Origin of the sequence: Caulobacter sp. NIBR2454 (assembly GCF_027474405.1) — a bacterium.
In the GTDB taxonomy this organism is placed as follows: Bacteria; Pseudomonadota; Alphaproteobacteria; order Caulobacterales; family Caulobacteraceae; genus Caulobacter.
Genome location: NZ_CP114871.1, coordinates 2,236,628 through 2,262,484 on the forward strand (window position 1 = coordinate 2,236,628; position 25,857 = coordinate 2,262,484).

General features: G+C 67.5%; 23 protein-coding genes. 9 read left to right on the forward strand and 14 right to left on the reverse strand.

Annotated elements, in window-relative coordinates; genetic code table 11:
- Positions 1–5 precede the first annotated feature (5 nt).
- Genes O5K31_RS10985 through O5K31_RS11000 form a run of 4 tightly spaced genes read right to left on the reverse strand, consistent with a single transcriptional unit; the run spans position 6 to position 3,287 of the window.
- The gene (locus O5K31_RS10985; RefSeq protein ID WP_269713638.1) at positions 6–251 is read right to left on the reverse strand and encodes a hypothetical protein; all 246 of its coding nucleotides are present in this window, start codon (positions 249–251) and stop codon (positions 6–8) included.
- Positions 248–1,717: a Fe-S cluster assembly protein SufB gene (gene sufB, locus O5K31_RS10990; RefSeq protein ID WP_269713639.1), complete on the reverse strand. Its 1,470-nt coding sequence runs from the start codon at positions 1,715–1,717 to the stop codon at positions 248–250. The genes O5K31_RS10985 and sufB overlap by 4 nt, the downstream gene beginning before the upstream one ends.
- Positions 1,717–2,838 carry a cysteine desulfurase family protein gene (locus O5K31_RS10995; protein ID WP_269713640.1) on the reverse strand — a complete coding sequence of 374 codons (1,122 nt, stop codon included), beginning with the start codon at positions 2,836–2,838 and terminating at the stop codon, positions 1,717–1,719. Before O5K31_RS10995 ends, sufB begins: the two co-directional genes overlap by 1 nt.
- A complete protein-coding gene (locus O5K31_RS11000; RefSeq protein ID WP_269713641.1) occupies positions 2,835–3,287 on the reverse strand; it encodes an Rrf2 family transcriptional regulator in 453 nt (150 codons plus the stop codon). The genes O5K31_RS10995 and O5K31_RS11000 overlap by 4 nt, the downstream gene beginning before the upstream one ends.
- 173 nt (positions 3,288–3,460) lie before the next feature.
- Between O5K31_RS11000 and O5K31_RS11005 the strand changes: the two genes are divergently transcribed.
- From O5K31_RS11005 to O5K31_RS11025, 5 genes are read left to right on the forward strand one after another with little or no spacing between them, the layout of a single operon-like run.
- On the forward strand, positions 3,461–4,111 hold the full coding sequence (locus O5K31_RS11005) for an alpha/beta hydrolase (RefSeq protein ID WP_269713642.1): 651 nt from the start codon (positions 3,461–3,463) through the stop codon (positions 4,109–4,111).
- A gap of 9 nt (positions 4,112–4,120) precedes the next feature.
- Entirely contained in the window at positions 4,121–4,588 is a 468-nt protein-coding gene (locus O5K31_RS11010; RefSeq protein WP_269713643.1) for a YybH family protein, read from the forward strand.
- A gap of 46 nt (positions 4,589–4,634) precedes the next feature.
- Positions 4,635–5,060, forward strand: coding sequence for a hypothetical protein (locus tag O5K31_RS11015; RefSeq protein WP_269713644.1), 426 nt, complete (start codon positions 4,635–4,637; stop codon positions 5,058–5,060).
- Positions 5,061–5,098: 38 nt separating this feature from the next.
- Positions 5,099–5,965, forward strand: a complete 867-nt coding sequence (locus tag O5K31_RS11020) for a 50S ribosomal protein L11 methyltransferase (RefSeq protein WP_269713645.1) — start codon at positions 5,099–5,101, stop codon at positions 5,963–5,965.
- A gap of 45 nt (positions 5,966–6,010) precedes the next feature.
- The gene (locus O5K31_RS11025) at positions 6,011–7,813 is read left to right on the forward strand and encodes an aminopeptidase P family protein (protein WP_269713646.1); all 1,803 of its coding nucleotides are present in this window, start codon (positions 6,011–6,013) and stop codon (positions 7,811–7,813) included.
- A gap of 16 nt (positions 7,814–7,829) precedes the next feature.
- On the opposite strand, the gene O5K31_RS11030 is transcribed toward O5K31_RS11025, so the two are convergent.
- Positions 7,830–8,249 carry a DUF2147 domain-containing protein gene (locus tag O5K31_RS11030; RefSeq protein WP_269713647.1) on the reverse strand — a complete coding sequence of 140 codons (420 nt, stop codon included), beginning with the start codon at positions 8,247–8,249 and terminating at the stop codon, positions 7,830–7,832.
- A gap of 106 nt (positions 8,250–8,355) precedes the next feature.
- Between O5K31_RS11030 and O5K31_RS11035 the strand changes: the two genes are divergently transcribed.
- Entirely contained in the window at positions 8,356–9,171 is an 816-nt protein-coding gene (locus O5K31_RS11035) for a TrmB family transcriptional regulator (protein ID WP_269713648.1), read from the forward strand.
- Positions 9,172–9,174: 3 nt separating this feature from the next.
- Positions 9,175–10,986: an aspartyl protease family protein gene (locus O5K31_RS11040; RefSeq protein WP_269713649.1), complete on the forward strand. Its 1,812-nt coding sequence runs from the start codon at positions 9,175–9,177 to the stop codon at positions 10,984–10,986.
- A 38-nt stretch (positions 10,987–11,024) separates the two neighbouring features.
- On the opposite strand, the gene ligA is transcribed toward O5K31_RS11040, so the two are convergent.
- Positions 11,025–13,334 (reverse strand): NAD-dependent DNA ligase LigA, encoded by a 2,310-nt coding sequence (ligA, locus tag O5K31_RS11045; RefSeq protein ID WP_269713650.1) that lies wholly within the window; start codon positions 13,332–13,334, stop codon positions 11,025–11,027.
- Positions 13,335–13,416: 82 nt separating this feature from the next.
- On the opposite strand from ligA, the gene O5K31_RS11050 reads away from it, so the two are divergent.
- On the forward strand, positions 13,417–15,264 hold the full coding sequence (locus O5K31_RS11050; RefSeq protein ID WP_269713651.1) for a M20/M25/M40 family metallo-hydrolase: 1,848 nt from the start codon (positions 13,417–13,419) through the stop codon (positions 15,262–15,264).
- Here O5K31_RS11050 and recN read toward each other — a convergent pair.
- The 7 genes from recN to O5K31_RS11085 all read right to left on the reverse strand — a co-directional run bounded on the left by recN (position 15,261) and on the right by O5K31_RS11085 (position 24,127).
- The gene (gene recN / locus O5K31_RS11055) at positions 15,261–16,958 is read right to left on the reverse strand and encodes a DNA repair protein RecN (RefSeq protein ID WP_269713652.1); all 1,698 of its coding nucleotides are present in this window, start codon (positions 16,956–16,958) and stop codon (positions 15,261–15,263) included. The two genes, O5K31_RS11050 and recN, sit on opposite strands and share 4 nt — an antisense overlap.
- Positions 16,959–16,988: 30 nt before the next feature.
- A complete protein-coding gene (locus O5K31_RS11060; protein WP_442867704.1) occupies positions 16,989–17,975 on the reverse strand; it encodes an outer membrane protein assembly factor BamD in 987 nt (328 codons plus the stop codon).
- A gap of 85 nt (positions 17,976–18,060) precedes the next feature.
- The gene (gene lpxC, locus O5K31_RS11065) at positions 18,061–18,957 is read right to left on the reverse strand and encodes a UDP-3-O-acyl-N-acetylglucosamine deacetylase (RefSeq protein WP_269713653.1); all 897 of its coding nucleotides are present in this window, start codon (positions 18,955–18,957) and stop codon (positions 18,061–18,063) included.
- A gap of 205 nt (positions 18,958–19,162) precedes the next feature.
- Positions 19,163–20,650 carry a cell division protein FtsZ gene (gene ftsZ / locus O5K31_RS11070; RefSeq protein WP_269713654.1) on the reverse strand — a complete coding sequence of 496 codons (1,488 nt, stop codon included), beginning with the start codon at positions 20,648–20,650 and terminating at the stop codon, positions 19,163–19,165.
- Between the two features lie 304 nt (positions 20,651–20,954).
- Positions 20,955–22,280: a cell division protein FtsA gene (gene ftsA / locus O5K31_RS11075; protein ID WP_269713655.1), complete on the reverse strand. Its 1,326-nt coding sequence runs from the start codon at positions 22,278–22,280 to the stop codon at positions 20,955–20,957.
- A gap of 28 nt (positions 22,281–22,308) precedes the next feature.
- Entirely contained in the window at positions 22,309–23,202 is an 894-nt protein-coding gene (locus tag O5K31_RS11080; RefSeq protein WP_269713656.1) for a cell division protein FtsQ/DivIB, read from the reverse strand.
- Entirely contained in the window at positions 23,171–24,127 is a 957-nt protein-coding gene (locus tag O5K31_RS11085; RefSeq protein WP_269713657.1) for a D-alanine--D-alanine ligase, read from the reverse strand. Before O5K31_RS11085 ends, O5K31_RS11080 begins: the two co-directional genes overlap by 32 nt.
- 89 nt (positions 24,128–24,216) lie before the next feature.
- Here O5K31_RS11085 and O5K31_RS11090 point away from each other — a divergent pair, with 89 nt between their 5' ends.
- The gene (locus tag O5K31_RS11090; RefSeq protein WP_269713658.1) at positions 24,217–24,465 is read left to right on the forward strand and encodes a hypothetical protein; all 249 of its coding nucleotides are present in this window, start codon (positions 24,217–24,219) and stop codon (positions 24,463–24,465) included.
- On the opposite strand, the gene O5K31_RS11095 is transcribed toward O5K31_RS11090, so the two are convergent.
- Complete coding sequence (locus tag O5K31_RS11095) at positions 24,466–25,848, reverse strand: M20/M25/M40 family metallo-hydrolase (RefSeq protein WP_269713659.1); 1,383 nt, start codon at positions 25,846–25,848, stop codon at positions 24,466–24,468.
- Between the last annotated feature and the right edge of the window lie 9 nt (positions 25,849–25,857).

Consider the following 25,857-nt stretch of genomic DNA (forward strand, 5'->3'; position numbering starts at 1 on the left):
TAATTCTAGCCGTTACTGAGGCGATGTTGTTTCAATTTGGAAGCGGCTGATTGAAGAGCGTGTTCAATTTCGACAGCTTGATTTCCGAAGCTGTGAAGAAGCCCGACTGCAAATCCAAATATCGCAAGCTCAACAATCTTCTCTCGGACGACGTCACTGTCCGCCAATCCTTCAAGCGTCTCACCGACAGAATAGGTCAGTCGAGTTACGCGTGCTTCAAGCGAGTCATCGTCGTCAGGGTCAATGCTCATCCGACGCTCCCCTCAAGACTAATCGCCACCAGCTTCTGGGCCTCGACGGCGAACTCCATGGGCAGTTGCTGCAGCACGTCCTTGACGAAGCCGTTGACCAGCAGGGCCACGGCCTCTTCCTGGTTCAGCCCGCGTTGCATCACGTAGAAAAGCTGGTCGTCCGACAGACGCGTCGTGGTCGCCTCGTGTTCGAAGACCGATTGGCCATTGCGCGCCTCGACATAGGGCACGGTGTGGGCCGCGGATTCCTTGCCGATCAGCAGGCTGTCGCACTGGGTGAAATTGCGCGCGCCCTTGGCCTTCGGGTGCGCCGAGACCAGGCCCCGATAGGTGTTGGACGACTTGCCGGCGCTGATCCCCTTGGAGATGATCCGCGACTTCGTATTGGCGCCCAGGTGGATCATCTTGGTGCCGGTGTCGGCCTGTTGATAGCCGTTGGTCACGGCGATCGAGTAGAACTCGCCCGAGCTGTCGTTACCGCGCAGGATGCAGGACGGGTACTTCCACGTTACCGCCGAGCCAGTTTCGACCTGCGTCCACGAAACCTTCGAACGGTCGCCGCGGCAATCGGCGCGCTTGGTGACGAAGTTGTAGATGCCGCCTTTGCCGGTCTTCGGATCGCCAGGATACCAGTTCTGGACGGTGGAATATTTGATCTCGGCGTCTTCCAGGGCGACCAGCTCGACCACCGCCGCGTGCAGTTGGTTCTCGTCCCGCATCGGGGCCGTGCAGCCTTCGAGGTAGGAGACATAAGCCCCCTTGTCGACGATGATCAGAGTCCGCTCGAACTGCCCGCTCTCGGCCGCATTGATGCGGAAATAGGTCGACAGCTCCATGGGGCAGCGAACGCCCGGCGGCACATAGACGAACGAGCCGTCGGAGAAGACAGCGCTGTTCAGGCAGGCGAAATAGTTGTCCGACGTCGGCACCACCGAGCCCAGATACTTCCTGACCAGCTCGGGATGCTCACGGATCGCCTCGCTCATCGAGCAGAAGATGACGCCGACGGCGGCCAGCTCCTTCTTGAAGGTGGTCACCACCGAAACGCTGTCGAACACCGCGTCCACGGCGTACTTCGGCGCGCCCTGCACGCCGGCCAGCACTTCCTGCTCCCTAAGCGGGATGCCCAGCTTGGCGTAGGTGGCCAGCAGCTCCGGATCGACCTCGTCTAGGCTCATCGGCCCTTCCTTGGTCTTCGGCGCTGCGTAGTAGTAGGAGTCTTGGTAGTCGATGCGCGGGAACGCGACCTTGGCCCAGGTCGGCTCCTCCATGGCCAGCCAGCGCTCGAACGCCTCCAGCCGCCACTGCAGCATCCACTCCGGCTCTTCCTTCTTGGCCGAGATGAAGCGCACGATGTCGGCGTTCAGGCCCTTGGGCGCGAACTCCTGATCGATATCGGTGATGAAGCCATGCTTGTAGGCTTCGAGGGACTCGACGTGTTCTACGGTCTGCTTGACGGCGACCATTACGCAACCTCCCGACGACGGGCGCCGAAGCGCTCCCAGGCCTGAAGCCAGGCGTCGCCGCACTTGATCCAATCTTGTTCGGTCGTGGCCCAGCCGCCGCTGACGCGGATGGCGTACGGGGCGAGATCCGCCCGCCCCATGGCCTCGACCACGCGGCTCGCCTTGACCTTGCCCGAAGAGCAGGCCGCGCCCGCGCTGACCATCACCCCGGAAAGATCCAGGGTCATGACCTGCAGTTCCGACGAGAAACCCTCGCCCGCGAAGCAAAGGGTCTGAGGCAGACGCGGCGCGTCCTCGCCCAGCACCACGGCGCCAGCCGCCTTCACCCGCTGAGCGCAGGCGTCACGCCAGACGGCCTGCGTCTGGAGCGTCTTGATCTCGTTGATCGCAACGGCCGCCGCCGCGCCAAAGCCGACGATGCCGGGGACATTCTCGGTGCCGCCACGACGGCCCCGCTCCTGACCGCCGCCATGCAGGCGACGAGAGAGAACCGCACGGGTCCCGGCGACCAAAGCGCCAATCCCTTGCGGGCCGCCGATCTTGTGGCTCGACAACGCCATGGTGTCGGCGCCCAGAGCGGTGAAGTCGATCACGATCTTGCCCGCCGCCTGAACCGCATCGACGTGCAGCCAGCCGTCAGCCGCGCGCACCAGGGCCGAAGCCTCGGCCACCGGCTGGATCACACCCGTCTCGTTATTGGCCAGCATCAGGCAGACCAGCGCCCTGCCCGGCTTTGCCAACTCGGCGTCCAGCCACGCCAGATCGGCGACGCCGTTCCCGTCGATGGGCATGATCTCGACCGGCAAGCCGCTGTGGCGCGCGTTCTCAACCACTGCGTCATGCTCGCCGGCGCTGATGATGATGCGATCGAACTTGGCCGCCTTGGCGCTCTCGATCGCCAGGGCGTTGGCCTCGGTGCCGCCGCTGGTGAAGGTGACCGAACCCGGCACGACGCCGACCAAGGCGGCGATGGCCGCCCGCGCCTCCTCGACCATGGCGCGAGCGGCGCGGCCGCCCGCATGGACGGACGACGGATTGCCCCCGACCTCCAGGGCGCGCGCGACCGCAGCGGCCGCTTGCGGCCGCACCTTCGCCGTGGCGTTGTAGTCGAGATAGGTCATGCCGCGACCATCACCTCGCGGCGCAGCTTGCCGTCCAGCACGTCAGCCAGGGTTACCGAGGCGAGATAGTCGTGAATCTGGCGGCCCATTTCTTCCCACAGGTCGTGGGTGACGCAGCGCACGCCCTTGGACATGCAGCCCTTGGGGCCGCTGCGACCGCCGCACCGGGTGGCGCGAAGCGGCTCGTCCACCGCCAGGATGATCTCTGAAATGCGGGTCTCCGCCGCGGCGCGAGCCAGACGATAGCCGCCGCCGGGGCCGCGGGCGCTCTTGACCAGGCCGTGACGGCGCAAACGGGCGAAAAGCTGTTCGAGATAGGAGAGCGAAATCTCCTGGCTGGCGGCGATCTCGGCCAGGGAGATGGCGCGGGTGTCCTCGGGCAAACCTTGGCGGCCGGCCAGATCGGTCATCGCCATCACGGCGTAACGGCCTTTGGTGCTCAGGCGCATGCCTAGTCTCCGCCCCTTGCAGATTTCCCGCGCATCAATTTCCGCCTGTGCTACAAGCCGCGACTTCGCGCGGACCTCTGCTGCCGAACAGGCGGCGCTGACTATGCGCGATGTAGGAAGACCAAGCGCAGCGGTCAAGTATTCCGCGCGCTGAAAGACATGAAGGGGTGACCATGCCTGGAGTGACTCTGACCGGCGCGGCGGGACGGATCGAGGGGCAGTACTCGCCCGGTAAGGCCGAGAACGCACCGATCGCCCTGATCTTGTCTCCGCACCCCAAGGCGGGCGGCCACATGAACAATCCCGTGGCGGTCCAACTCTATCACCTGTTCATGAAGCGCGGTTTCTCGACCCTGCGCTTCAATTTCCGCGGCGTCGGCCGCAGCCAGGGCGAATTCGACGCTGGCATTGGCGAACTGGCTGACGCGGCCACGGCTCTGGATTGGCTGCAGGCCAACAACCCCGCCGCCTCCCAGACCTGGGTCGCCGGCTACAGCTTCGGCGCCTATATCGGCATGCAACTGCTGATGCGTCGTCCTGAGACGGACGGCTTCATCAGCGTCTCGCCGCCGACCAACATGTACGACTTCAGCTTCCTGGCGCCCTGCCCGGCCTCTGGCCTGATCCTGCACGGCGGCGCGGACACCGTGGTGCCCCCGGTCGAGGTCGAGCGCGTGGTCTCCAAGCTGCGCACCCAGAAGGGCATCGTGATCGATCACGAGGTCGTGGACGGCGCCACCCACTTCTGGGCCGAGAACCTGCCCGACGTCGAAAAGTCGGTCAGCAGCTATCTCGACAAGCGTCTGGCCGAGAACCCGATCTAGTCACCGAGCATGCGCTCCCCGGTCGTAATGGCCTTGGCGGCCGCCCTACTCGCGTCCAAGGTTCAGGCGGCGGCCCCGGCGGACGATCTCGCCGCCGCCAAACCCGCCATCGATGCGGCCAACGCTGACTGGATTCCGGCTATGAAGGCCAAGGACCCCCGTCGCATCGCTGAACCCTACGCAGCCGACGCCGTGTCCATCGGGGCGGACGGCTCCGTCACTCAGGGCCGCGAGGCTCTCCAGGCGTCCCTGTCGGCCCGCTTTGCTAGCATGGGCGAGGTGATCGGCGGCGCCATCGCTCAGGACGACGTAAAATCGGTCCAGCCGGGCCTGATCTATGAGTGGGGCCACGGCGCCGTCGAAGTTCGCGCGGCCAATGGTGAAAAGCGCTCCGGCGGCGGTCGCTATCTAAGCGTTTGGCGGCGTGGCGACGACGGCGTCTGGCGCATCAGTCGAAACCTCTCCTTCGCCTACTGAACCTTTCGCGTGTTCGAGCGCTCCTACAACGGGAGGAGCCTCGACCATGAAGGCGCTGTTTTACGGTATCGCACTGGCCGCGTTCAGCGGCGTCGCCATGGGCGCGGCTCTGAAGCCGGCGTTTCAGGCCTTTACCGACGACATCACCTCGTCGCCCCCCGGTTTCGCCACCGGCGTGATCATCGACCAGGCCGACGCCGGCCCCGAATACACGTCAAGCGGCCCTTGGGTGATGGGCACCGACTACCTGCGAGCGTCAGAGCCGGTGATCGTCGAAGCCTATATGGGCGACTCAGAGCCGATGCAGATCGCCGAGTACGACCAGCCGGCCGAGCCGATGGAGCCCGCCTCCGCGCCCGAAATGGAAGAAACCGATTATCCCGGCGATGAAGCCCGCTATCCCAGCCAGGGCGGCGGCATCGTCGATGACGCGCAAGAAGCCGTCATCATCCCGGTCTTCGACCCCGCCTGAGTCTCGCTTTTCGCGCCCGTCTCGATTATGCGGGCGGCATGAGCCAACAAGCCTTCCAGATCATCGCCCGCGGCCCCCGCGCCGACGCCGAAGCGGCGGCAGACGCCATCGACGCCAATGTCGCCCTCGAAGGCGCGACCTATTCGATCCTGGAAGAGGACGAGGACCGTGGCATCTGGCGCATCGACGCCTTCCCGACCTCGGACGAGGAGGTCGAGGCGCTGAAGGCGCAACTGGCCGAGTTCACCGGTCTTAAGACGGTTGTCGAAGCGCTCGCCGACGCCGACTGGCTCGCCATGGCGCTATCGGGCCTGCCACCCGTGCGTGCCGGCCGCTTCTTCGTCTTCGGCCTGCACGACAAGGGCCGCACCTCGCCCAACATGGTCAACCTGCGTATCGAGGCGGGCGCCGCCTTCGGCACGGGCCACCACGGAACCACCGTCGGCTGCCTCCAGGCCTATGACGCGCTGCTCAAGGCCAAGCGCTTCGAAAAGGTGCTCGACGTGGGCGCCGGCACCGGCCTGCTGGCCATCGCCGCGGCCCGCACCGGCTCGCGCGTCGCCGTCGGCACCGATATCGACAAGCCCAGCGTCCGCATCTCCAAGGAGAACGCCAAGGTGAACCGGGCAGACGCCCGCTTCGTCCACGCCAGCGGTCTTGGCCATCGGCTGGTTCGTGACAGCGCGCCCTACGATCTGGTGTTCGCCAACATCCTGGCGCGCCCGCTGGTCTCCCTGGCGCAGGACATCAAGGGCGCTTTGAAGCCGGGCGGCACGGTGATCCTGTCCGGCCTGCTGCGCACCCAGGAACGCTTCGTGAAGGCGGCATACCTGTCGCGAGGCTTCAAGGTGCGCCGACGCATCCACCGCGACGCCTGGGCCACGCTCGTTCTGCAGCGAGCCTGAACGCCGCGTCTGGCGTCGGGCGCGCGACGGGCTTAAATCACCGTCATGCGCCAGACCTTTGACGAATCCACCGATCCCTCCTTCGGCCCCAAGCACGTTCCTCTGATCCGCCAAGCCATGGCGGCGCAAGGGCTGGACGGGTTCCTCGTCCCGCACGAGGACGAGCATCAGAACGAATATCTGCCCGCAGCCAACGACCGCCTGGCGTGGGCCAGCGGCTTCACCGGCTCGGCCGGCGCGGGTGTGATCCTCAAGGACAAGGCCGCCGTCTTCGTGGATGGCCGCTATACCCTCCAGGTTCGCGAACAGGTGGATCAGGGCGTGTTTGAGATTCGGGATCTGGTCGAGGGCGGCGTGCCCGCCTATCTCGCCGCCGCGCCCAAGGGTTCGGTGATCGGCTACGACCCGCGCCTGCATAGCCCCGACGCCCTGGCGTCCCTGCGCGCCGCCGCCGAAAAGGCCGGCGCCAGCCTCAAGCCCGTCTCCACCAATCCCCTGGACGAAGCCTGGGGTCAGGCGCGCCCGCCGCAGCCGACCGCTCCCGTCGTCCCTCAGCCGCTGGAGTTCTCCGGCGAAGACTCGGCCGACAAGCGCGCCCGCATCGGCGCGTCCCTGGGCGCCGACGCCGCGGTGATAACCGCCCCTTCCTCCATCGCCTGGCTGTTCAACATCCGCGGCGGCGACGTGATCCGCTCGCCCCTGCCCCTGGCCCAGGCCATCCTGCGGGCCGACGGCACGGCTCGCCTGTTCCTCGATCCCGCGAAAGTCACCGAGGAGCTGCCCGCCTGGCTAGGCAATCAGGTCAGTCTGGAGACGCCCGACGCGCTGGAAGAAGCCCTGGCCGAACTGAAAGGCCACAAGGTTCTGGTCGATCCGGCCCAGTCCTCGGCCTGGTATTTCGACACCCTGGCCGGCACCGGCGCCAGCGTGGTTCGCGGCATGGACCCCTGCGCCCTGCCCCGCGCCTGCAAGAACGCCGTCGAGATCGCCGGCACGCGCGAAGCGCACCGCCGCGACGGCGTGGTCCTGGCGCAGTATCTACACTGGCTGGCCACCGAGGCCCAGGTAAGCCCGCCCGACGAGAAGGAAGCCGTCACCAAGCTGGAGAGCCTGCGCGAGGCCACCGGCAAGCTGAAGGACCTGAGTTTCGACACCATCGGCGCCGCCAACGGTCACGGCGCCCTGCCGCACTACCGTCCATCCGAGCGCACCAATGAGCGGGCTAGGATGGGTTCCCTGCTGCTGGTGGACAGCGGCGCGCAATACATGGACGGCACAACCGACGTCACCCGCACGGTCGCCATCGGCGAGCCGAGCGCGGAGATGATCCGCCGCAACACCCTGGTGATGAAGGGCCACCTGGCCATCGCCCGCCTGCGCTTCCCCGCCGGCACCACCGGCTCGGCCATCGACGCCTTCGCCCGCGCTCACCTATGGTCCGAAGGGCTGGACTACGACCACGGCACCGGCCACGGCGTCGGCGTCTATCTGGGCGTCCACGAGGGGCCGCAACGAATCTCAAAGGCGCCGAACACAATCGCCCTGCAGCCCGGCATGATCGTCTCCAACGAGCCCGGCTACTACAAGGACGGGGAGTACGGCATTCGCATCGAAAACCTGGAGGTCGTCATGCCGGCGACCGGCGCCGGCGATGGCGACCGGCCCATGCACAGCTTCAGCACCTTGACCCTGGCGCCATACGACCGTCGCCTGCTCGAAAAGGACCTGCTCAGCGGCCAGGAGATCGCCCAGATCGACGCCTACCACGCGCGGGTCTGGCGAGAAATCGGCCCCCGCGTAGAAGGCGACGTGAAGGCCTGGCTGGAAAAAGCCTGCGCGCCGCTCTAGGCGCGCAGCACTTCGCTTACTTCCAGCGCGTCCAGGTCTGCGTCTTGCAGAGCGGCGCGACGATGCAGCCCTTTAGCTTAAGACTGTCGGGACCTGTCTGCTCGATCGTGCCGCCATAGGTGCCCCCGTCTTCGGGGTTGTAGACCTTCCCCCCCGTCCATTTGGCCGGACCGCCCTTGAAGCCATAGAGCATCTGAAGGCCCTTCAGCGGCCGGCCGCGCTGGGCCTCGTCCTTGTTGCGACCGTCCTTCAGCGCGGGGTTCTTGTCGATATTGTCGGAGCCGATCAGCCGGCCGCACAGCTCGGCGCCGCACTTGCTGATCTCGACCTTGCCGTTGGCAGTGGGAGTGCGCCACACGCCGGTGACGTCGGCGAAGGCTGGGGCGGCAGCCAAGCTCACGAAGGCGGCGGCGAGAGCGATGGTCTTCAGGGTCATGAACGTCCTCCTACGCAAGCCGTAACGCACCAGAGCGGCGACAGGAAGGCGCGCCTTACAGAGGTTTAATTCGACAACAGCGCTTATCGTCATGATGTTAGTAGCTATGACAACTACTAATCCTGAAAGCGCGCTGCTGGAGCTCGGCTTCACCGAGACCGAGGCCAAGTTGTTCTGCGAACTGACGCGGATCGGCCCCGCCACCGGCTATCGCCTCTCCAAGGCGGTCGGCAAGGCGGCCGCCAACACCTATCAGGCGCTGGAAAGCCTATCCCAAAAAGGCGCCGTGCTGGTGGACGACACCGATGGGAAGACTTGGCGCGCCGTGCCGGCTCCCGAACTGATCGCGGCCCTGCAGGCCAGCTTCAAGCAACGCAGCGAAGGCGCGTTGATCGCCCTGAAGACCTTGCATGCGCCAGAGGCGGAGGCCCGCCTCTACGCCCTCAAGACCCCGCAGCAGGTGCTCGCCCGCGCCCGCGCCATGATCGCCGGCGCGCAAAGCGTCCTGTTGTTCGACCTGTTTCCCGAACCTTTCGCCGCCTTGGAGGACGATCTTCTGAGCGCCGCCGCGCGCGGCGTGCGGGTCGCCGGCCAGATCTATGCGCCCACCGACACGCTGCTCGACGTGGTGCTGGCCCCAGGGTCGCCGGCCCAGATCAACGCCTGGCCCGGCCTGCAGGTGACCATCATCCCCGACGCCCGCGAGCACATGGTCGCCCTGTTGTCGCGGGACGCCGCGCGCTGCCTGCACGGGGTCTGGAGCGACAGCCCCTACCTGGCCTGCGTCCATCATAGCGGCTTGGCCGCCGAGCTGATCCTCGGCGCCCAGGAGAGCGGCCGCGCCCTGAAATTCCAACCTACGCTGTTCGCCTCCCGCCCGCCGGGCCTGGACGCGCTGACCAGCCCCGCCTTCGGAGACTGACCCATGAAATCGATGCTGATGGCCGCCGTGGCGGTCTGCGCCCTCGGCTTGCCTGCGATCGCCCAGGCCGACGCCAAATCCGACGCCGTGAACCGCTATATCGCCTGGCGTGGCGGGGCCGCCTTCGAGGTGGCCGACGGCCTGCTGGTGCGCGGCGCCACCGACAACGGCCGGTTCAAAGGCGCCGTGGAGCGCCGCATCGAGCCCGGTCGCACGCTGGAGAAGTTCAACCTAGGCTCCGCCACGACCCACCGCGCCTATATCGGCGAAAGCGGCTGGACCGTCAGCCTCAGCGGTCAGGTTGAAGCCGCCAACAAGGACGCCGCTCTCCAGGCCGCCAACCGCCGCCTGGCTCTGTTCGACGACGCCTTGCGCGGCGACAAGGCCAACTTGCAGCCCGACGAAGCCTTCGACGGCAAGACCGTCCAGGTGTTGCGCGTCAGCTTTGGCGCGCGCGACCGCTACGACCTGCTGCTGGACCCGGCGACGGGCGCCCTGGTCGCCGACCGCCTGGTCGAGGACGGCGTCACCACCGTCACTCGCTATGGCGACTGGCGAAGGGTCGAAGGCGTGCGCATCGCTTTCCGTGAGGTGCAGCAGGTGGCCGATGATCCATACAGGACCACCATCACCCTGACCGAAGCCGACCTGAATCCAAAGGTGGACGCCAAGGCCTTCGCCCAGCCGGCGGCCAAGCGCATCTACGCTTTCGCCGACGGCAAGACGGCTACCGACCCCCTGGCCTTCCAGTTCTATCTGGGCTCGCGCATCTACATCCCGGCCACGATCAACGGCGCCCAGACCCACGTCCTGCTCGACAGCGGGGCCGAGGCGACGGTGCTCGACAAGGCCTTCGCCGAGAGCTTGGGCATCAAGCCCACCGCCATCGTGCCCGCCGTCGGCACCGGCGGCCGCGACGTGGCCGAATTGGCCAGCGGCGTGACCATCCGCATCGGCGCCATGGAACTGCGCGACATCACCGTCGCCATGATGGACCTCAAGCCTATCGCCGCCATGATCGGCCAGCCCCTGCCCGTGATCCTCGGCAAGGAAGTCTTCAACGAACTGGTGGTCGATCTGGATTTCGCGGGCAAGACCATCGCCTTCCAGGACCCTGCCCGCTTCACGCCAAAAGCCGGCGCCGTGTCGGTGCCGGTCACCAGCGTGGCCGGCATCCACGCCATCCCCGCCTCGATCGAGGGCGCAGAGCCGGTGCTGCTGGACTTCGACCTGGGCAACGGCGGGCCGCTTCTGGTCTTCCCAGGCTACTGGAAGTCGCGGAACATGCTATCCGACCGCCCGACGTCGAAAAGCCTGTCGGGCGCCATCGGCGGTCTGAAGACCCGCAGCGTGGCGACCGTGCGGACCCTGACCCTGGCCGGCGTGACCTTCAAGGATATCCCCACGGTGTTCGGGGAAGAAGACGGCAGCGCCCTCGACAGCACCCGCACACACGGCAACATCGGCATGCCGATCCTCAGCCGCTTTGACCTGACCACCGACTATTCGCGCGGCCGCATCCTGCTGAAGCCGAGGCCGGAAGCGGTCGGCCTGCCTTTCTCCAAGGATCGCTCGGGTCTGGTCACGCAGTTCAAGGACGGGGTCTTCACCCTCAGCATGGTCGCTCCAGGCTCTCCCGCCGAGGCCGCCGGATTGAGGGCCGGCCAGACGATCACCGCTGTGAACGGACAACCGGCCAAGGACCTGGGCGGCGCCGGGCTCTCGAAGCTGCGCACCGCCGCCGCCGGCGAGACGCTGAAGGTCACCCTAGGCGGCGGCGAGACGATCAGCCTGACGCTGAAGGACTACTACTGACCTTCTCCTGCCCCTCCCCCGCAAGCGGGGCAGGAGGATTAGACCCTGATCAGTTCCAACCACTCGTCCTCGGTCAGCACCTGGACCCCGTGCTTCTCGGCATCCTTAAGCTTGGAGCCGGCGCCGGGACCCGCGACCACCAGGTCGGTCTTCTTGGAGACTGAACCAGAGACCTTGGCGCCCAGGCTTTCGGCCTGCGCCTTGGCCTCGTCGCGGGTCATCTTCTCCAGCGCGCCGGTGAACACCACGGTCTTGCCGGCCACCGCCGTGTCGGCCTTGGGCCGCTCGGCGTCGATGATCTCGACCAGCTCGGCTTCCAGGGCCTCGACGACCGCCAGGTTGTGGGCCTCGTGGAAGAAGTGGGCCAGGGCTTCCGAGGCGACGGGGCCGACGCCGCTGACGCCCGCGATCTGGTTCAGCATCTCCGACGGTCCCTGACGCGCCGCATCCGCCAACCGGCGCAGGCCCGCCCAGTCGTCCGCCAGACTCGCCAGTCCCCGGCGGGCGGGAGCGGCCAGGCCCGGAAAGGCCTGGCTGATCTTCATGTCCAGGGTGGCCTCGGGCCAGGGATCGGCTTCGGCCAAGGTCGTCTCCGCCATCTGCGTCAGTACCCGAGGCGAGACAGCGTGGGTCGCGGCCAGTTCCTTCCACGCCTCGCTCGGCAGGCCGCGCGCGGCTTCCAGACAGGCGGCCTTCAGCGCGCTCCAGCTTTCGAAAGCCCGCGCCAGAACCAGCGAGGTTTGTTCCCCGATATCCCGGATGCCCAGGCCGAACAGGAACCGGTCCAGGGTGATACGGCGGCGCGCGTCGATACCGGCGACGAGATTGCGGATGCTGGTCTCGCCGTAGCCGTCCTCGGCCTCCAGTTCAGCCAGCTTCGCCTCGTCCCGCGCCAGACGGAAAATGTCGGCCGGTTCCTTGATCCAGCCGCGCGCGTGGAAGGCGATCAGCTGCTTTTCACCCAGGCCCTCGATGTCGAAGGCGCGGCGGCTGACGAAGTGCTTCAGCCGCTCGACGATCTGGGCGTCACAGATCAGGCCGCCGGTGCAGCGGCGCTTGACCTCGTCGCCCTCCCGCACGGCTTCGGAGCCGCAGACGGGACAGTGATCGGGAAAGACATACGGCTTGGCGTCGGCGGGCCGCAGTTCAGAAACCACGCCCAGGATCTGCGGGATCACGTCGCCCGCGCGCTGCAGCCGCACGGTGTCGCCGATGCGCACGTCCAGACGCTCGATCTCGTCTTCGTTGTGCAGGGTCGCGTTGCGCACCACCACGCCGCCGACGGTGACGGGACGAAGGCGCGCAACCGGCGTCAGCGATCCTGTCCGTCCGACCTGGATGTCGATGCCTTCCAGCACCGTGGTCGCTTGCTGGGCGGGGAACTTGTGGGCGATCGCCCAACGCGGCGAGCGGGAGACGAAGCCCAGCCGCTGCTGCCAGTCCAGACGGTCGACCTTATAGACGACGCCGTCGATATCGTAGTCGAGCTTGCTCCGCGCCTCGCCGGTGGCGCGATAGACCTCCAGAAGACCCTCGGCGTTCTCCACCTGTACGGAGCGTTCGTTGACCACGAAGCCCCAGGCCTTCAGCTTCTCCAGCGCCCCGTGCTGGGTGTCGGAGAACGGCTCGCTCACCTCCCCCCAGGCATAGGCGAAGAAGCGCAGCGGGCGCTTGGCGGTGACGCTGGCGTCGATCTGGCGCAAGGAGCCCGAGGCGAAATTGCGGGGATTGGCGTAGGTGCGGGTCCCCGCCTCTTCCGCCGCCTTGTTGAAGGCCTCGAAGCCGGACAGGGAGGCATAGACCTCGCCCCGCACCTCGATCACCGCCGGCACGTCACCGGACAGCTTGCGGGGGATATCGGCGATCTGCAGCAGATTGGCGGTGACGTCCTCGCCCGTCTTGCCGTCGCCGCGCGTGGCGCCGCGAACCAGCACGCCGTTCTCATAGCGCAAGGACGCTGACAGGCCGTCGATCTTGGGCTCGGCGGCGAAGGCCACCGGCTCATCCGCCGGCAACTTCAGGAACCGCCGGATGCGGGCCACGAAATCGCTGACCTCCTCGTCGGAGAAAGCGTTGTCCAGCGACAGCATGGGCACGCCATGCTCGACCGGGCTGAACGCCGTCGCTCGCGCCGCGCCGACGCGCATGGAGGGCGAGTTGTCCCGGACCAGATGTGGAAAGGCCTGTTCCAACTCTGTATTGCGCCGGCGCAGCAGGTCATATTCGGCGTCCGAGATGGTCGGCGCTTCATCTTGGTAGTAGGCGATGTCATGCGCGGCCAGGGTGTCGGCGAGCGCGGTCAGCTCGTCGGCGGCTTCGGACTCGGTCAGGGACTCAATCGGCTTCACGACCGCATTTCTGGCAGTCAAAGGCGCTTTCCGCCAGACGTCCTTCCTGCTTGGATGGGCGCAATAATCAAAGGGTCGAGACATGGGCAAGGTCATTGCGGCGATCGCCTCCATTGCTGGGGCGCTGCTGATCGCGTTCCTGGCCGCCCGCCCCCCTGCTCCCCTACCTGCCGACGCGCCGGCCGAGGCCTTTTCGGCCGCCCGCGCCATGGTCGATGTCGAGGAAATCGCCCGCGCCCCGCACCCAACCGGCTCGCTGGAGAACACCCGCGTGCGCGCCTACCTGGCCGAGCGCATGACCGGCCTGGGACTGGAAGTGCGGGTGCAGGCCTTCGCCCTGCCGGAGCGGAGCCGGAACATCCTCGCCAAATGGAGCAAGGAGCCCAGCGCCGACCAGGGCATCAACCTGATCGGCCTGCTGCCGGGGCGTGACCGCACCCAACCGGCGGTCCTGCTGATGGCGCACCACGACACCGTCTGGGATTCGCCCGGGGCCGCCGACGATACAGCGGGCGTGGCGACGATCCTGGAGACCCTTCGCGCCATCAAGGCCGGCGGCGCGCGGGAGCGTGACGTGATGGTCTTGCTATCCGACGCCGAAGAGGTGGGGCTGGACGGGGCCGAAGCCTTCTTCCGCGACCACCCCATGGCCAAGCGCGTGGGGGTGGTGGTGAACCTTGAGACCCGTGGCGGCGGCGGCCGCGCCAGCATGTTCGAGACCGGCGCCGGCAACGCCGCCATGATGGATCTCTACGCCAAAGCGGTTCGCCAGCCGGCGACCAATTCGCTGTCGGTGCTGATCTATGAGCTGATGCCCAACGGCACTGACTATACCAACGCCAAGAAGCGGGACGTGCCCGGCTTCAACATCGCCTTCATCGGCGATCCCGGCCTCTACCATTCGCCGCTCTCGACGCCCGCCAACCTGGACAAGGGCTCGCTGCAGCACATGGGCTCGCAGGCGCTCGACCTGACCCGCGCCCTGGCGACGGCCCCCGCCCTGCCGCCCAAGACGGCCGACGCCACCTTCGGCGACCTGTTTGGCCTTGTGGTGATTTCCTACCCGCCCATGGCGGGCTGGATCATTCTCGCCCTTTCGGCGGGCCTGCTGACCTTCGCCGGCTGGAAGGTGCGTCAGGCGGGTGTGCTGCCGTGGACCAGCTTGGCAGGCGGCGTGCTGCTGGCCATCGCCCTGATCGCCAACGCGGCCCTGCTGCTGACGGTGATCAATCAGCTATCGCTCGCCCCGGGCAAGCCCAACTACTACGACCGGCTGGCCGCTATTCCTCATCTGGAGCTACAGGCCGGGCTGATCGGCCTCGCCGTGCTGCTGGCCGCGGCTGTCCAGCCCGGACCGGGGCGGTGGTGGCTGCAACTGGCGCCCGCCGTGGTCTTCGCCGTCGCCGGCCTGGCCCTGGGCGCGGCCCCGGTTCCACTGCTGGTGATGGCCGCCCTCGCCGCCTTGCTGACGCCCGCCGTCGCGGCGCTCAAGCCGGGAACCTGGGGCGGCTGGCTGGGCCTGTCGATCGTGGTCCTGATCCTTGGCGGCGTCATACAGGCGATCTATCCCACCGGGGCGGCGCTCTTTGCGTGGCCGCTGCTGCTGGCGGGGATCGTGGCGGCTGGCGCGACCCTGATGAGCCGACACTGGGCCTTAGGGCTGACCCTGCTGGGGACGGGCGCGGCAGTCGGCTGCGCCTACCTGCTGGGCATCGCGCACCTGGCCTTCCTGGGCGTCGGGGCGGACATGCCGGCGGCAAGCGCCCTGTTCGTCCTGCTCTGCGGCCTGCTGCTGTGGCCGCTGGTTCAGGGCGTGGTCAGGCCGTCCTGGGGCCTAGCGCTGTGCGCGGCGTTGCTGATCGCGGCGGGCGGCGTGGCGCTGTCGGTGCGTCTCGACCCGCTGGCCGAGAGCGTGGCGACCTACAGTTAGCCGCCGATCAGCGCCCTGGCGGCGGCCCGGGCGGCCTCGGTGATCTCCGCGCCGGCCAGCATGCGGGCGGTCTCCTCCTCGCGCGCGGCGGGAGACAGAACCTCGACCTTGGTCCGCAGCGCCTCGCCGTCGCCAGCCTTGGCGATGCGCCAGTGGGCGTGGCCGCGCGCGGCGACCTGCGGACTGTGGGTGACGACCATCACCTGGGCGTTCCCGGCCAGGCGGCGCAGACGCAGACCCACCGCGTCCGCCACGGCCCCGCCGACGCCCTGGTCCACCTCGTCGAAGATCATCAACGGCTGAGCGCCCTCGGCACGGCCAGCCAGGGCCGCCTTCAGCGACAGGGCGAAACGGGCCAGCTCGCCGCCCGAGGCTATGGCCCCGATCTCGCCGAACGGGCTGCCCGGGTTGGTCGCCACCTGGAAGGTGATCTTGTCGACGCCCGACGGCCCCGCTCGTTCCTCGCCCAGCGGCTCGACGGCGACGCGGAAGCGGGCTTTCTCAAGCTTCAAGGGAACGAGTTCGGCCTCGACAGCGGCGGCCAGCCGGTCGCCAGCCGCCTTGCGTTCGGCCGTCAGGGTTTCGGCGGCGAACAGATAGGCTTCGCGCGCTTCGGCGGCCTCGCGCTCGGCGGTGACAAGGCTTTCGCCCACGCTCTCCACCGATTGCAGGCGCTGGGCGTATTCAGCCCGCAGCAGCGGCAGTTCCTCGACCGAGACGTTCAGCTTGCGGGCCATGCCGCGCAGGGCGAACAAGCGCTCCTCGGCCTTCTCCAGCTGGTCGGGTTCGAATTCAAAGGCGTCGGCGGCGGCGTCAACGGCGGCGGCGGCTTCCTGCGCCTCGACGAGGGCGCGATCCACGGAATCGCAGGCCGCGATCAGGCGAGAGACCGCCGGACCGTCTGGAACGGCTCCAGCCTGCAAGGCGCGGTCACGGGCACGTTCCAGGGCGCGGAAAGCCTGGGCCAGGCGGCTGGACAGGCCGTCTCCGCTGAGCTGTTCCTGGGCCGAAGCGATATCGGCCAGCGCCTTTTCCGCCGAACCCAACAGGGCCCGCTCGGCGGCCAGTTCGGTCTCCTCCCCTTCGCGGGGGTCGAGACGATCGAGTTCCCCCAGACGCAGGCTGAGTTCCTCGATCTCGGCTTCGGCGTTGGCGGCCTGTGACCGCAGGGCCTCCAGCGCCTCACGCGCGGCGCGCCACGCGCTCCAGGCCGAGGCGACGGCCGAGAGGCTGACCGCGCCATAGGCGTCCAGCAGCGGGCGGTGGGTCTTGGAGTCCAGCAGGCCGACGGTCTCGTGCTGGCCATGGACCTCCAGCAGCATGCCGCCGAGGTCCTTCAGCACCCCGACGCTGGTCGCCTGGTCGTTGACAAAGGCGCGCGAGCGACCGTCCGCGCCCAGCAGGCGGCGGAGCACCAAATCCTCGCCGCGGTCGTAGGAGAGGCCCTTCTCGTCGAGATAGGCCCAGGCCGGATGGTCGGGCGTGAGGGCGAACAGCGCCGTGGCCGAAGCCTGAGACGCGCCGCGCCGGACCAGGCCCGCATCGGCGCGCATGCCGGTCGCTAGGCCCAGGGAGTCCAGGATGATCGACTTGCCTGCCCCGGTCTCGCCTGTAAGCACGGTGAGGCCTTCGCCGATGGACAGGTCCAGGCTTTCGATCAGGACGACGTCACGGATGCCGAGGCCGATGAGCATGGGCCTAGGATCGCCGCGAATCTTCCAGGATCAAAGCGGCCAGAGTCGCTTGAGGAGGCTCTTCTTCGCCTTGGGCTGCGCCTTGACCGCCGGCGTGGCCGCGGCTTCGGCGGCGGGCGCCTTGCGCTGGGCCTCGGTCTGCTCGACCGGCGGCGGCAGGGCGCGGTTGTTTCCGGTGCCCGTCAGGCGCTCCAGATAGCTGCGCTTGGCGCCCGGGGTGCGCGGCTCGACGGCCGGGCGCAGGCCACGGTCGTTCAGCAGGCGATAGGCGTCGCGATACCAGATATCGCCCGGATAGTTGTAGCCGAGTACGGCGCCGTTCTTGGTCGCCTCGTCGATCAGGCCGATGGTCAGATAGCTCTCGACCAGACGGTACAGGGCTTCAGGCGTGTGGGTCGTGGTCTGGTAGCGGTCGACCACGGTGCGGAACCGGCCGATGGCGGCCAGCGAGTTGCCGTTGCGCAGGTAGTGACGACCGATGGTCATCTCCTTGCCGGCTAGCTGGTCGTTGACCATGTCGATCTTCAGGCGGGCGTCCTGGGCGTACTCGGTGTTCGGGTAGCGCTGGACGACCTCGCGCAGCGACGCGAGCGCCTGCTCGGTATAGGCTTGGTCGCGCTCCACATCGACGATCTGCTCGAAGTAGCAGATAGCCTTCAGGTAGTAGGCGTAGACCGTGGACGGATTGCCCGGATACAGCGAGATGAACCGCTCGGCGTCGCCGATGGCCTCGGCGTAGTCGTTGCCCTGGTAGTGGGCGTAGGCGGTCATCAGAATCGCTCGACGCGACCATTCCGAATAGGGGTGCTGGCGCTCCACTTCCCGGAAGTAGTTCACCGCATCGTCCCACTCGCGGCGGTCCAGACGGTCCGCGCCGGTGGCGTAGAGGAGTTCGACGGGGCGTTCCTCGTACTGAATCGACGGCTTCTTCTTGTCGCCGGCGCAACCCGACACAGCGAGGGCGGCGACAAGCGCGGCGCTGACAACGACCGTACGGCTCACAGGGTTACGAAGCACGAATCCTCACCTAGCAACAAACGCGCGCCCCCGCGCCGTCAGCGCTTCTACACCACCCATGGGCGGGCGCAAACGCAGAGAAGGATCAGACGGCCTGGGCGAGATCGGCGGCGAAGGTGCGGATGCGCCAGGCCGACGGATTGGCCACCACGGCGCGGGCCAGGGCGTTGTTCAAGCCGTGACCGGCCAGCACGCCTTCAAAGCGGCCCAGGATGGGCGAACCCAGCACGTAGAGGTCGCCGATCGCGTCCAGCGCCTTGTGGCGCACGAACTCGTCGGGGCGACGCAGACCCTCGGGATTCAGCACGCGGTCGCCGTCGATGACCACGGCGTTTTCCATCGAACCGCCGCGGGCCAGACCGATGGCGCGCAGGGCTTCGACCTCATGGACGAAACCAAAGGTGCGGCAGTCGGACAGCTCGTCGCGGAACGTTTGCTCGTCCACCACCAGATCGACCCGTTGGCGGCCGATGGCGGCGCTCGGGAACGCGATCTCGAAGGCGACTTCGAACTCTTCGGACGGGGTCAGGACGGCGCGCTTGTCACCCTCCACGACCTCGATGGGACGCAGGATCTCGATATAGCGGCGCGGCGCTTCCTGGCTGCGGCGGCCGGCGCGATCCAGCATCTGTACGAACGGCTCGGACGAGCCGTCCATGATCGGCACTTCCGGCCCGTCGAGCTCGACGATGGCGTTGTCGATGTTCAGGGCGGCCAGGGCGGCCATCAGGTGCTCGATGGTCGAGACCGTGACGCCAGCGGAATTGTTGATCACCGTGCCGAGCTGGGTCTTGCCCACCGACTGCGCGGTCACCGGCACGGTGTTGTCGCGGTCGGTCACATCGGTGCGGACGAAGACGACGCCAGTCTCGGGGCCGGCGGGGCGGATGGCCACACGAACGCGCACACCCGTGTGCAGACCCACGCCTGCGAAGATCGCTGGCCCGGCCACGGTGTGTTGAAAGTGCGTTGCTGCAGACACGAGCGATCCTTCGAAACAAACATAACCGTCAAAGACGCAGACGGTTTCACGCCCCAGGTTGGGTTTAGGCGGGGCCTTGCTGCATCGCAAAACAAGTCCTGTTTCGTATTGTTTCTAGCGATAAGTAACTGATTTATATGGCAAAAATAAAACACGCCCCGCTGTGGAGCGGGGCGTGCTGAAGACCAGATTTGGCCTTATTTTTCTAGTTCGCCAGGCGACGCAGGAAGGACGGGATCTCCAGATCCTCACCTTCTTCGTTCAGTTCCTGCTCGATGGGCTGCGCCACTGGGCGGGCGCCGCCGCCGGAGACGGCGCGCGCGGCCGGAGGCGGCGGGGCGGCGTCATAGCGCTGACGGCCGCCGAACAGGCTGAAGAAGCCGTTCTTCTGCCGAGGCTCCTCGGCGTAGCGGGTATCGACGAACATTGGCTCTTCCTCGACCGTCTCCTCGACGGCGGGATCGACGATGCGGGTCACGGGCTGCACGACCGGCTCCGGCGCGTACTCGGCGACGGGTTCGCTGGTGTACAGATCGGCCTGGGCGACTTCCGGTTCGATCTCGGCGACGGGCTCGACATAGGCCGGCTCCGGGGCCGCGACGGGCTCAGGCGCCACCGCGACCGGCTCAGGCGCGACCTTGGCGAACGAAGAGCTCTTTTCGAGGATCAGCGGCGCGGCGCCGACGTTGGCGGTGCGGGTGGTGCGCGGCTCGCCGACCACCATGGCGGCGCCGTCCATGCCGGTGGCGACCACCGACACGCGGATCACGCCGTCCAGCGAAGGATCGAAGGCGGCGCCGAAGATGATGTTGGCTTCCGGATCGACCTGGTCGGAGATGGCGTTGGCCGCCTCGTCCACTTCCAGCAGGGTCATGTCCAGACCGCCGGTCACATTGACCAGCACGGCCTTGGCGCCCTTGAGCGAGACTTCGTCCAGCAGCGGGTTCTGGATGGCGTTCTGGGCCGCCATCAGTGCGCGATCTTCACCGGTCGCCTCGCCGGTGCCCATCATCGCCTTGCCCATCTCGGTCATGACCGTGCGGACGTCGGCGAAGTCGAGGTTGATCAGGCCCGGTAGGACCATCAGGTCGGTGATGGAGCGCACGCCCGAGTGCAGGACCTGGTCGGCCATGCCGAAGGCTTCGGCGAAGGTCGTCCGCTCGTTGGCCAGTCGGAACAGGTTCTGGTTCGGAATGACGATCAGGGTATCGACGTAGCGCTGCAGCTCGGCGATGCCAGAGTCCGCCAGACGCATGCGGTGACGGCCTTCGAAGTGGAAGGGCTTGGTCACGACGCCGACGGTGAGGATGCCGCGCTCGCGGGCCGCCTTGGCGATGATCGGGGCGGCGCCGGTGCCGGTGCCCCCGCCCATGCCGGCGGTGATGAAGACCATGTGGGCGCCGTCCAGGTGCTCGCCGATCTCCGGGAAGCTCTCTTCAGCGGCGCTCATGCCGACTTCGGGGTGGGCGCCGGCGCCCAGGCCCTGCGTCACCTGAACGCCGAGCTGGATGCGGCGGTCGGTCTTGGCGAACTGGAGCTGCTGCGCGTCGGTGTTGCCGACCACGAACTCAACACCTTCGAGGCCCGCCTCGATCATGTTGTTGACGGCGTTGCCCCCGGCTCCGCCGACACCGAAGACGACAATCCGCGGCTTCAGTTCAGTCGTGCGCGGCGCTGAGAGAGAAATAGCCATTTGTTTGGACCCCAAGTCCTTCGCCGAAGTCATCGAGGGGTTAAGGCGACCCCGCTCGCCCGCCCGTCGATGACGGTTCGGTTAACAGTTGAACCACCATCGTTAATTGGCAGTTAACTGCATACGCTGAGTCGGAAGGCGTCAAAGAGGCGGAAAACCGAATTTTCCCTGTTGCCTCAAGGGAATCGCGGATCGAACGCGTGTTCGCTGTGGACAGCTTTCGGCATTAACCACCCTGCGGCGGATTAACCATGAGTCGGATTCGACGCCCAGATCGGGTCGCGAATCCCCTGCCCGATTCTCCCTACAGGTTGTCGCGCAGCCAAGCGGCCGCCCGCGACAGCGCGCCAGCCGCGGGGTCTACCGGTTCGCGGCGGATCTTCTGCCCCATCAGCTGCTTGGACGACACAACCTCGCGCGGACCAAAGGCCGCGCGTTGCAGCACGCCGGCCGCGGCGCAGAAGGCCGGACCCGAAGCCGCATCGGCCAGATGCGGCAGGCGACGCGGACGCCCCAGGCGGACCGGACGGTCGAACACGCGCACGGCCACTTCACGCACGCCGGCCAACTGGCTCGCGCCGCCCGTCAGAACGATGCCCGCGCCCGGCTCGACCGGCGCGCCGGAAGCCTTGAGGCGTTCGCGCAGCAGTTCCAGCGTCTCCTCGACGCGGGGGGCGATGATGCCCTTCAACATGGAGCGCGGAGCCACCACCGGACCCGCGCCCGGATCGTCGCCGCGCGGCGGGGCTTCGATCATCTCCCGGTCTTCGTTCGACGAGGCGATGGCCGAACCGTGCAGGTTCTTGATCCGCTCGGCGCCGACCAGCGAGGTCGACAGGCCACGGGCGATGTCTTGCGTCACGTGACCGCCGCCGACCGGCAGGCTGTCCACGTGGACCAGCGCCCCGTCATTGAACACGGCGACCGAGGTCGAGCCGCCGCCCATGTCGATGCATACGGCGCCCAGGTCCATTTCGTCTTCTTCCAGGGCCGCCAGGGCCGAGGCGAAGGGCGCGGCGACCACGCCGTCGAAGGACAGGTGGGCGCGCTCGATGCAGTGGCTCAGGGTGTGGAACACGTTCTCGTTGATCGAGACGACCAGCAGCTCCAGGCCCAGCGAGCGGCCGAACATGGCGCGCGGATCCTTCACGCCCTTCTGGCCGTCCACCGACCAGGCCATGGGCAGCATATGGATCGGCTTGCGGCCGGGCAGCTTCACCTGGGACAGGGCGGAGCCGATGGCGCGCGACAGATCCGCGTCGCTGATGGGACGGGCGCCCAGCGAGACCTGGGCCCGCACGCGATGGCTGGCCAGCTGGCCGCCGGCGGTCGAAACGGTGACGCCCTGGACGGAGACGCCGGCCACGGTCTCGGCGCGTTCCACCGCCTGGGCGATGGCCTGGGCCGCCTCGTCGAGATTCACGATCGAACCGCCGCGCACGCCGCGCGACTGCACATAGCCGACACCGGCCGTGGTCAGGGAGCGCTCGTCGCGCTTGATCCCGTCGCCCTTCATGATGAAGCAGCTGACCTTGGACGCGCCAAGATCGACCGTGGCGATCACCGGCTGGCGCTGCAGCGCCGCCTTCAGGCCGTCCCTGGCCTCTCGCCGTTCTTCAATCCTCGACATTGAACTCCCCAGCCCAGCTTTCTGCCTTTTACGCGCCACCGGCCACCAACTGGCCGACGGCAGGTGCATCCTTCGGGCGCACCGCAATCATTTCGGGATCACGCAGATCGATGCGCGCGAACCCGAGGTCCAAAATTCTCTGCCGCTGATCCAGCTGATCGAGCTGGATGAGGGCGGCTTCCTCGTCGATCGCCGGAAGCTGGACGAGCGAGCCGTCCTTCAGGCGCAGGTCCCAACGACGCTGATCCACCCGCACCATCGCCTCCAGGCGATCGGTAAGGCGCTGGCGCTGCGCCACCGCCGGCAGGATGGCCGGGGCGGCGATGTCGGCCCCCGCGCCCACGATCAGCGGAAGCTGCGGGAAGCGGCCGGGATCAGCCTCGGTGATCACTCCGCCCTCCCCGTCGATCACGACGGTGCGGCCGGCGTGCTGCCAGACGGCGGTCGGGCGGCGTTCCTTGACGGCCAGGACCAGGGTGTCGGGCAGAAGGCGAACGACCTTCACTTCCTTGACCCAGCCCACCGACTGCACGCGCTGGCGAACCTGATCCAGGTCCAGGCCCAGCAGCGGCTGATCCCTGTAGAGACCCGAGGCCCGCAGGATGTCGGGCGACGCCATCGCCGAGGTGCCCTGCACATGGACGGCCTTGAGGCGGAAGCCCATGGCGGCGAAACGTTGATCGACGCCCGTAGCCACGCCTTCAGAGATGCGCTGCGCGCGATCGCCGGTGGCCAGCATGACCACGACGCCGAGCGCCAGAACGGCGCCGCCGGCGGCCAGCAGGATCTTGGGGGAGAGCGACGGACGTGCGGGAGCGACTCCCGGCGCAGGCTTTTTCGCCGCGCGCGTGTTTACCGGACTTGCGGGCTTTTTGACCCGAGGCTTGGCGTCATTCTGCCGAGCCCCCCGCTGCGCGGGCATACGCGTCCTCCGTGATCCAAAGCACTAACTGGTCGAACCCGATTCCTTCATGAGCCGCCTGCTCTGGAACAAGCGAGGTCGGTGTCATGCCGGGCTGGGTGTTGACCTCCAAAAGGACCAGAAGATCGTTAATGTCGTCATAACGAAAGTCGCTTCTGGTAACCCCTCGGCAACCAAGAGCGACGTGAGCGAGCTCGGCCATCCGCATGGCGCGGTCGCGTGCGTCTTCCGAGATCGGCGCCGGCAGGACGTGAACCGACCCGCCCTCGGAATATTTGGCGTCGTAATCGTAGAAGCCGGTGCTGGAGACGATGTCCGTCACGGCCAACGCGCGCGGCCCGTCCTTCTCGCCCATCACCGCGACCGCCAGCTCCTTGCCGGCGATATAGGGCTCGACCATCACTTCCTCGCCATAGGTCCAGCTCGGCTCGGCCAGGGCCTGGGGCGGGCTGTTTGCGCCCTCGAAAACCAGGAAAACGCCGACGGACGATCCCTCGGCGTTCGGCTTGACCACATAGGGCGGCGCCATGACGTGGTCGCGCGCCGCCTCGAAGCGGTTGAACAGGCCGCCGCCTGGCACCACCACGCCCGCCGCCGCCAGCACGGCCTTGGCCTTGGCCTTGTCCATCGCCAGGGCCGAGGCCAGCACGCCCGAGTGGGTATAGGCGCAGCCAAAGGTCTCCAGGATGCCCTGGACGCAGCCATCTTCGCCCCACTCGCCGTGCAGGGCGTTGAACACCACGTCCGGCTTCAGGCGCTCCAGAACGGCGGCCAGGTCGCGCCCAGCGTCCACGCGGCTCACCTTGGCGCCCAGACGCTCCAGCGCGTCGGCGCATTCACGCCCCGAAACCAGGCTGACTTCTCGCTCCGAGGAGGGCCCGCCCAGCAGGACGGCGACGTGTTTTCCGGAGAGCGGGAGGGTCATGGGTAAGCCTTCGTGATTGCCCGGCGGTTCTGGACGACTCTCAACCCCCTGTTAAGCCCATCGCGCTTATTTGTGGTCGCATGGACGCGGTGAATCGCATCGTTGGCGGTATCCAGTACTACGGCGGGTTCCGGGAAATCCGGCCCATCGAGCCCGTGCGCGCGCCCCGTCCCGAAGCCCGGACCATGGCCGTGATGCAGTCCGTCAACGGCGGCGCGACTGCTTCCAGCACGCCGGCCGTCCAGTTCGGCGGCGCTCTTTCAGGCGCTCAAATGCCGAAGGCGGCCCAGGCTCCCGCCCAGACCGCCCCCGGTTCTCTCGTCAACGTCCGTATCTAGCTACTTCGCTTCGGCCTTCAGGGTCCGGAAGTCGATGTCGCTGTCCGCCACCAGATAGATGAAGCTCGCCCAGGCGGCGACGTTCTGCGCCAGCTGCGCGGGATCCACCTTGTCCAAGGTGTCGTCCGCCGTGTGGTGGAAGTCGAAATAACGGCTGGCGTCTTGATGCAGATTGATCACCGGCACCCCCGCCCGTTCGATCCCGGCGATGTCGGCCCCGCCACCGGCTGAAGGCGCGCGGTCGGTGTAGATCTTCAAGGAGGTCATGATCCGCGAAGCTTCCTTCATGACCGGATGCTCCGCCGAGCCCTTCGGCAGAGCCAGGGCGTAGATGCGGTCGGCGCCCGTGTCGCTCTCGCCCGCCAGGACGATCTTCGACAGCTCGTCCTTGTGCGCGGCCAGGTAGGCGTCGGAGGAGCCGCCGCTTTCCTCCGAACCCCACATGACGACGCGGATGGTGCGCTTGGGCCGCTTGGGCAGCTCGGCGATCAGCTTGGCCGCGGCGGTGGTGATGGCCACGCCCGTGGCGTCGTCCAGGGCGCCCGTGCCGACATCCCAACTGTCGATGTGACCGCCGATGACGATGATCTCATCCGGCTTTTCCGAGCCGCGGATTTCACCGGCGATGTTCCAGGCGACATCCTTGGGGTCCGTGCTGTTAGCCAGCTTCAGCTTGACCTTCACCGGCCCCTTCAGCGCCAGGCGCTGCAGCAGGTCTGCCTCCGGCACGCCGAGGGCGGCGGCGGGGACGTTCGGCGCGTCGGTTCCATGCGCCGTGCTGCCCGTATGCGGCACGGTCGAGGTGGAGGTGGAGACCGAACGGATCAGCAGGGCCACCGCTCCGCGCTTGGCGGCTTCCGCCGGACCGCCGCGACGCGGCGCGCCCGCGGGACCATAGCCGGCGCCGTCCTGGGCGCGGGTCATCGGCTCGTTCACGAAGGCGATCTTCCCCTTCAGCGACCCGACCGGCGCGGCCAGCAGTTCGCCATAGGTCTTGAACAGCACGACCTCCGCCTCGATCCCGGCGGCGGGGGTCGAGATGGTGCGGCCCAGGCCGATGATCGACAGCTTCTGCGGATAGGGCGCCGTTATCTCGGCCCACTCTTCGCCACGCGTCCAGGACGGCTTGGCGAACTCTTCGGCGACCACATTGGTGAAGCCCATGGCCTTCAGCTTGGCCACGCCCCAATCCTTGGCGCGCTCCATGGCGGGCGAGCCGACCAGGCGCGGCCCCATGTCGGTCAGCTCCTCGGTGATCTCCCAGGCCAGGTCGCTCTTCAGCGCCTTGTCGCGCAGGGCTTCGGCCGTGGCGGCGTCTTGCGCATGCGCGGCGGTGGCGAGGAGCGCCGTAGAGGCGGCGGCGAGAAGCAGTTTGCGGATCATGGACTCAGC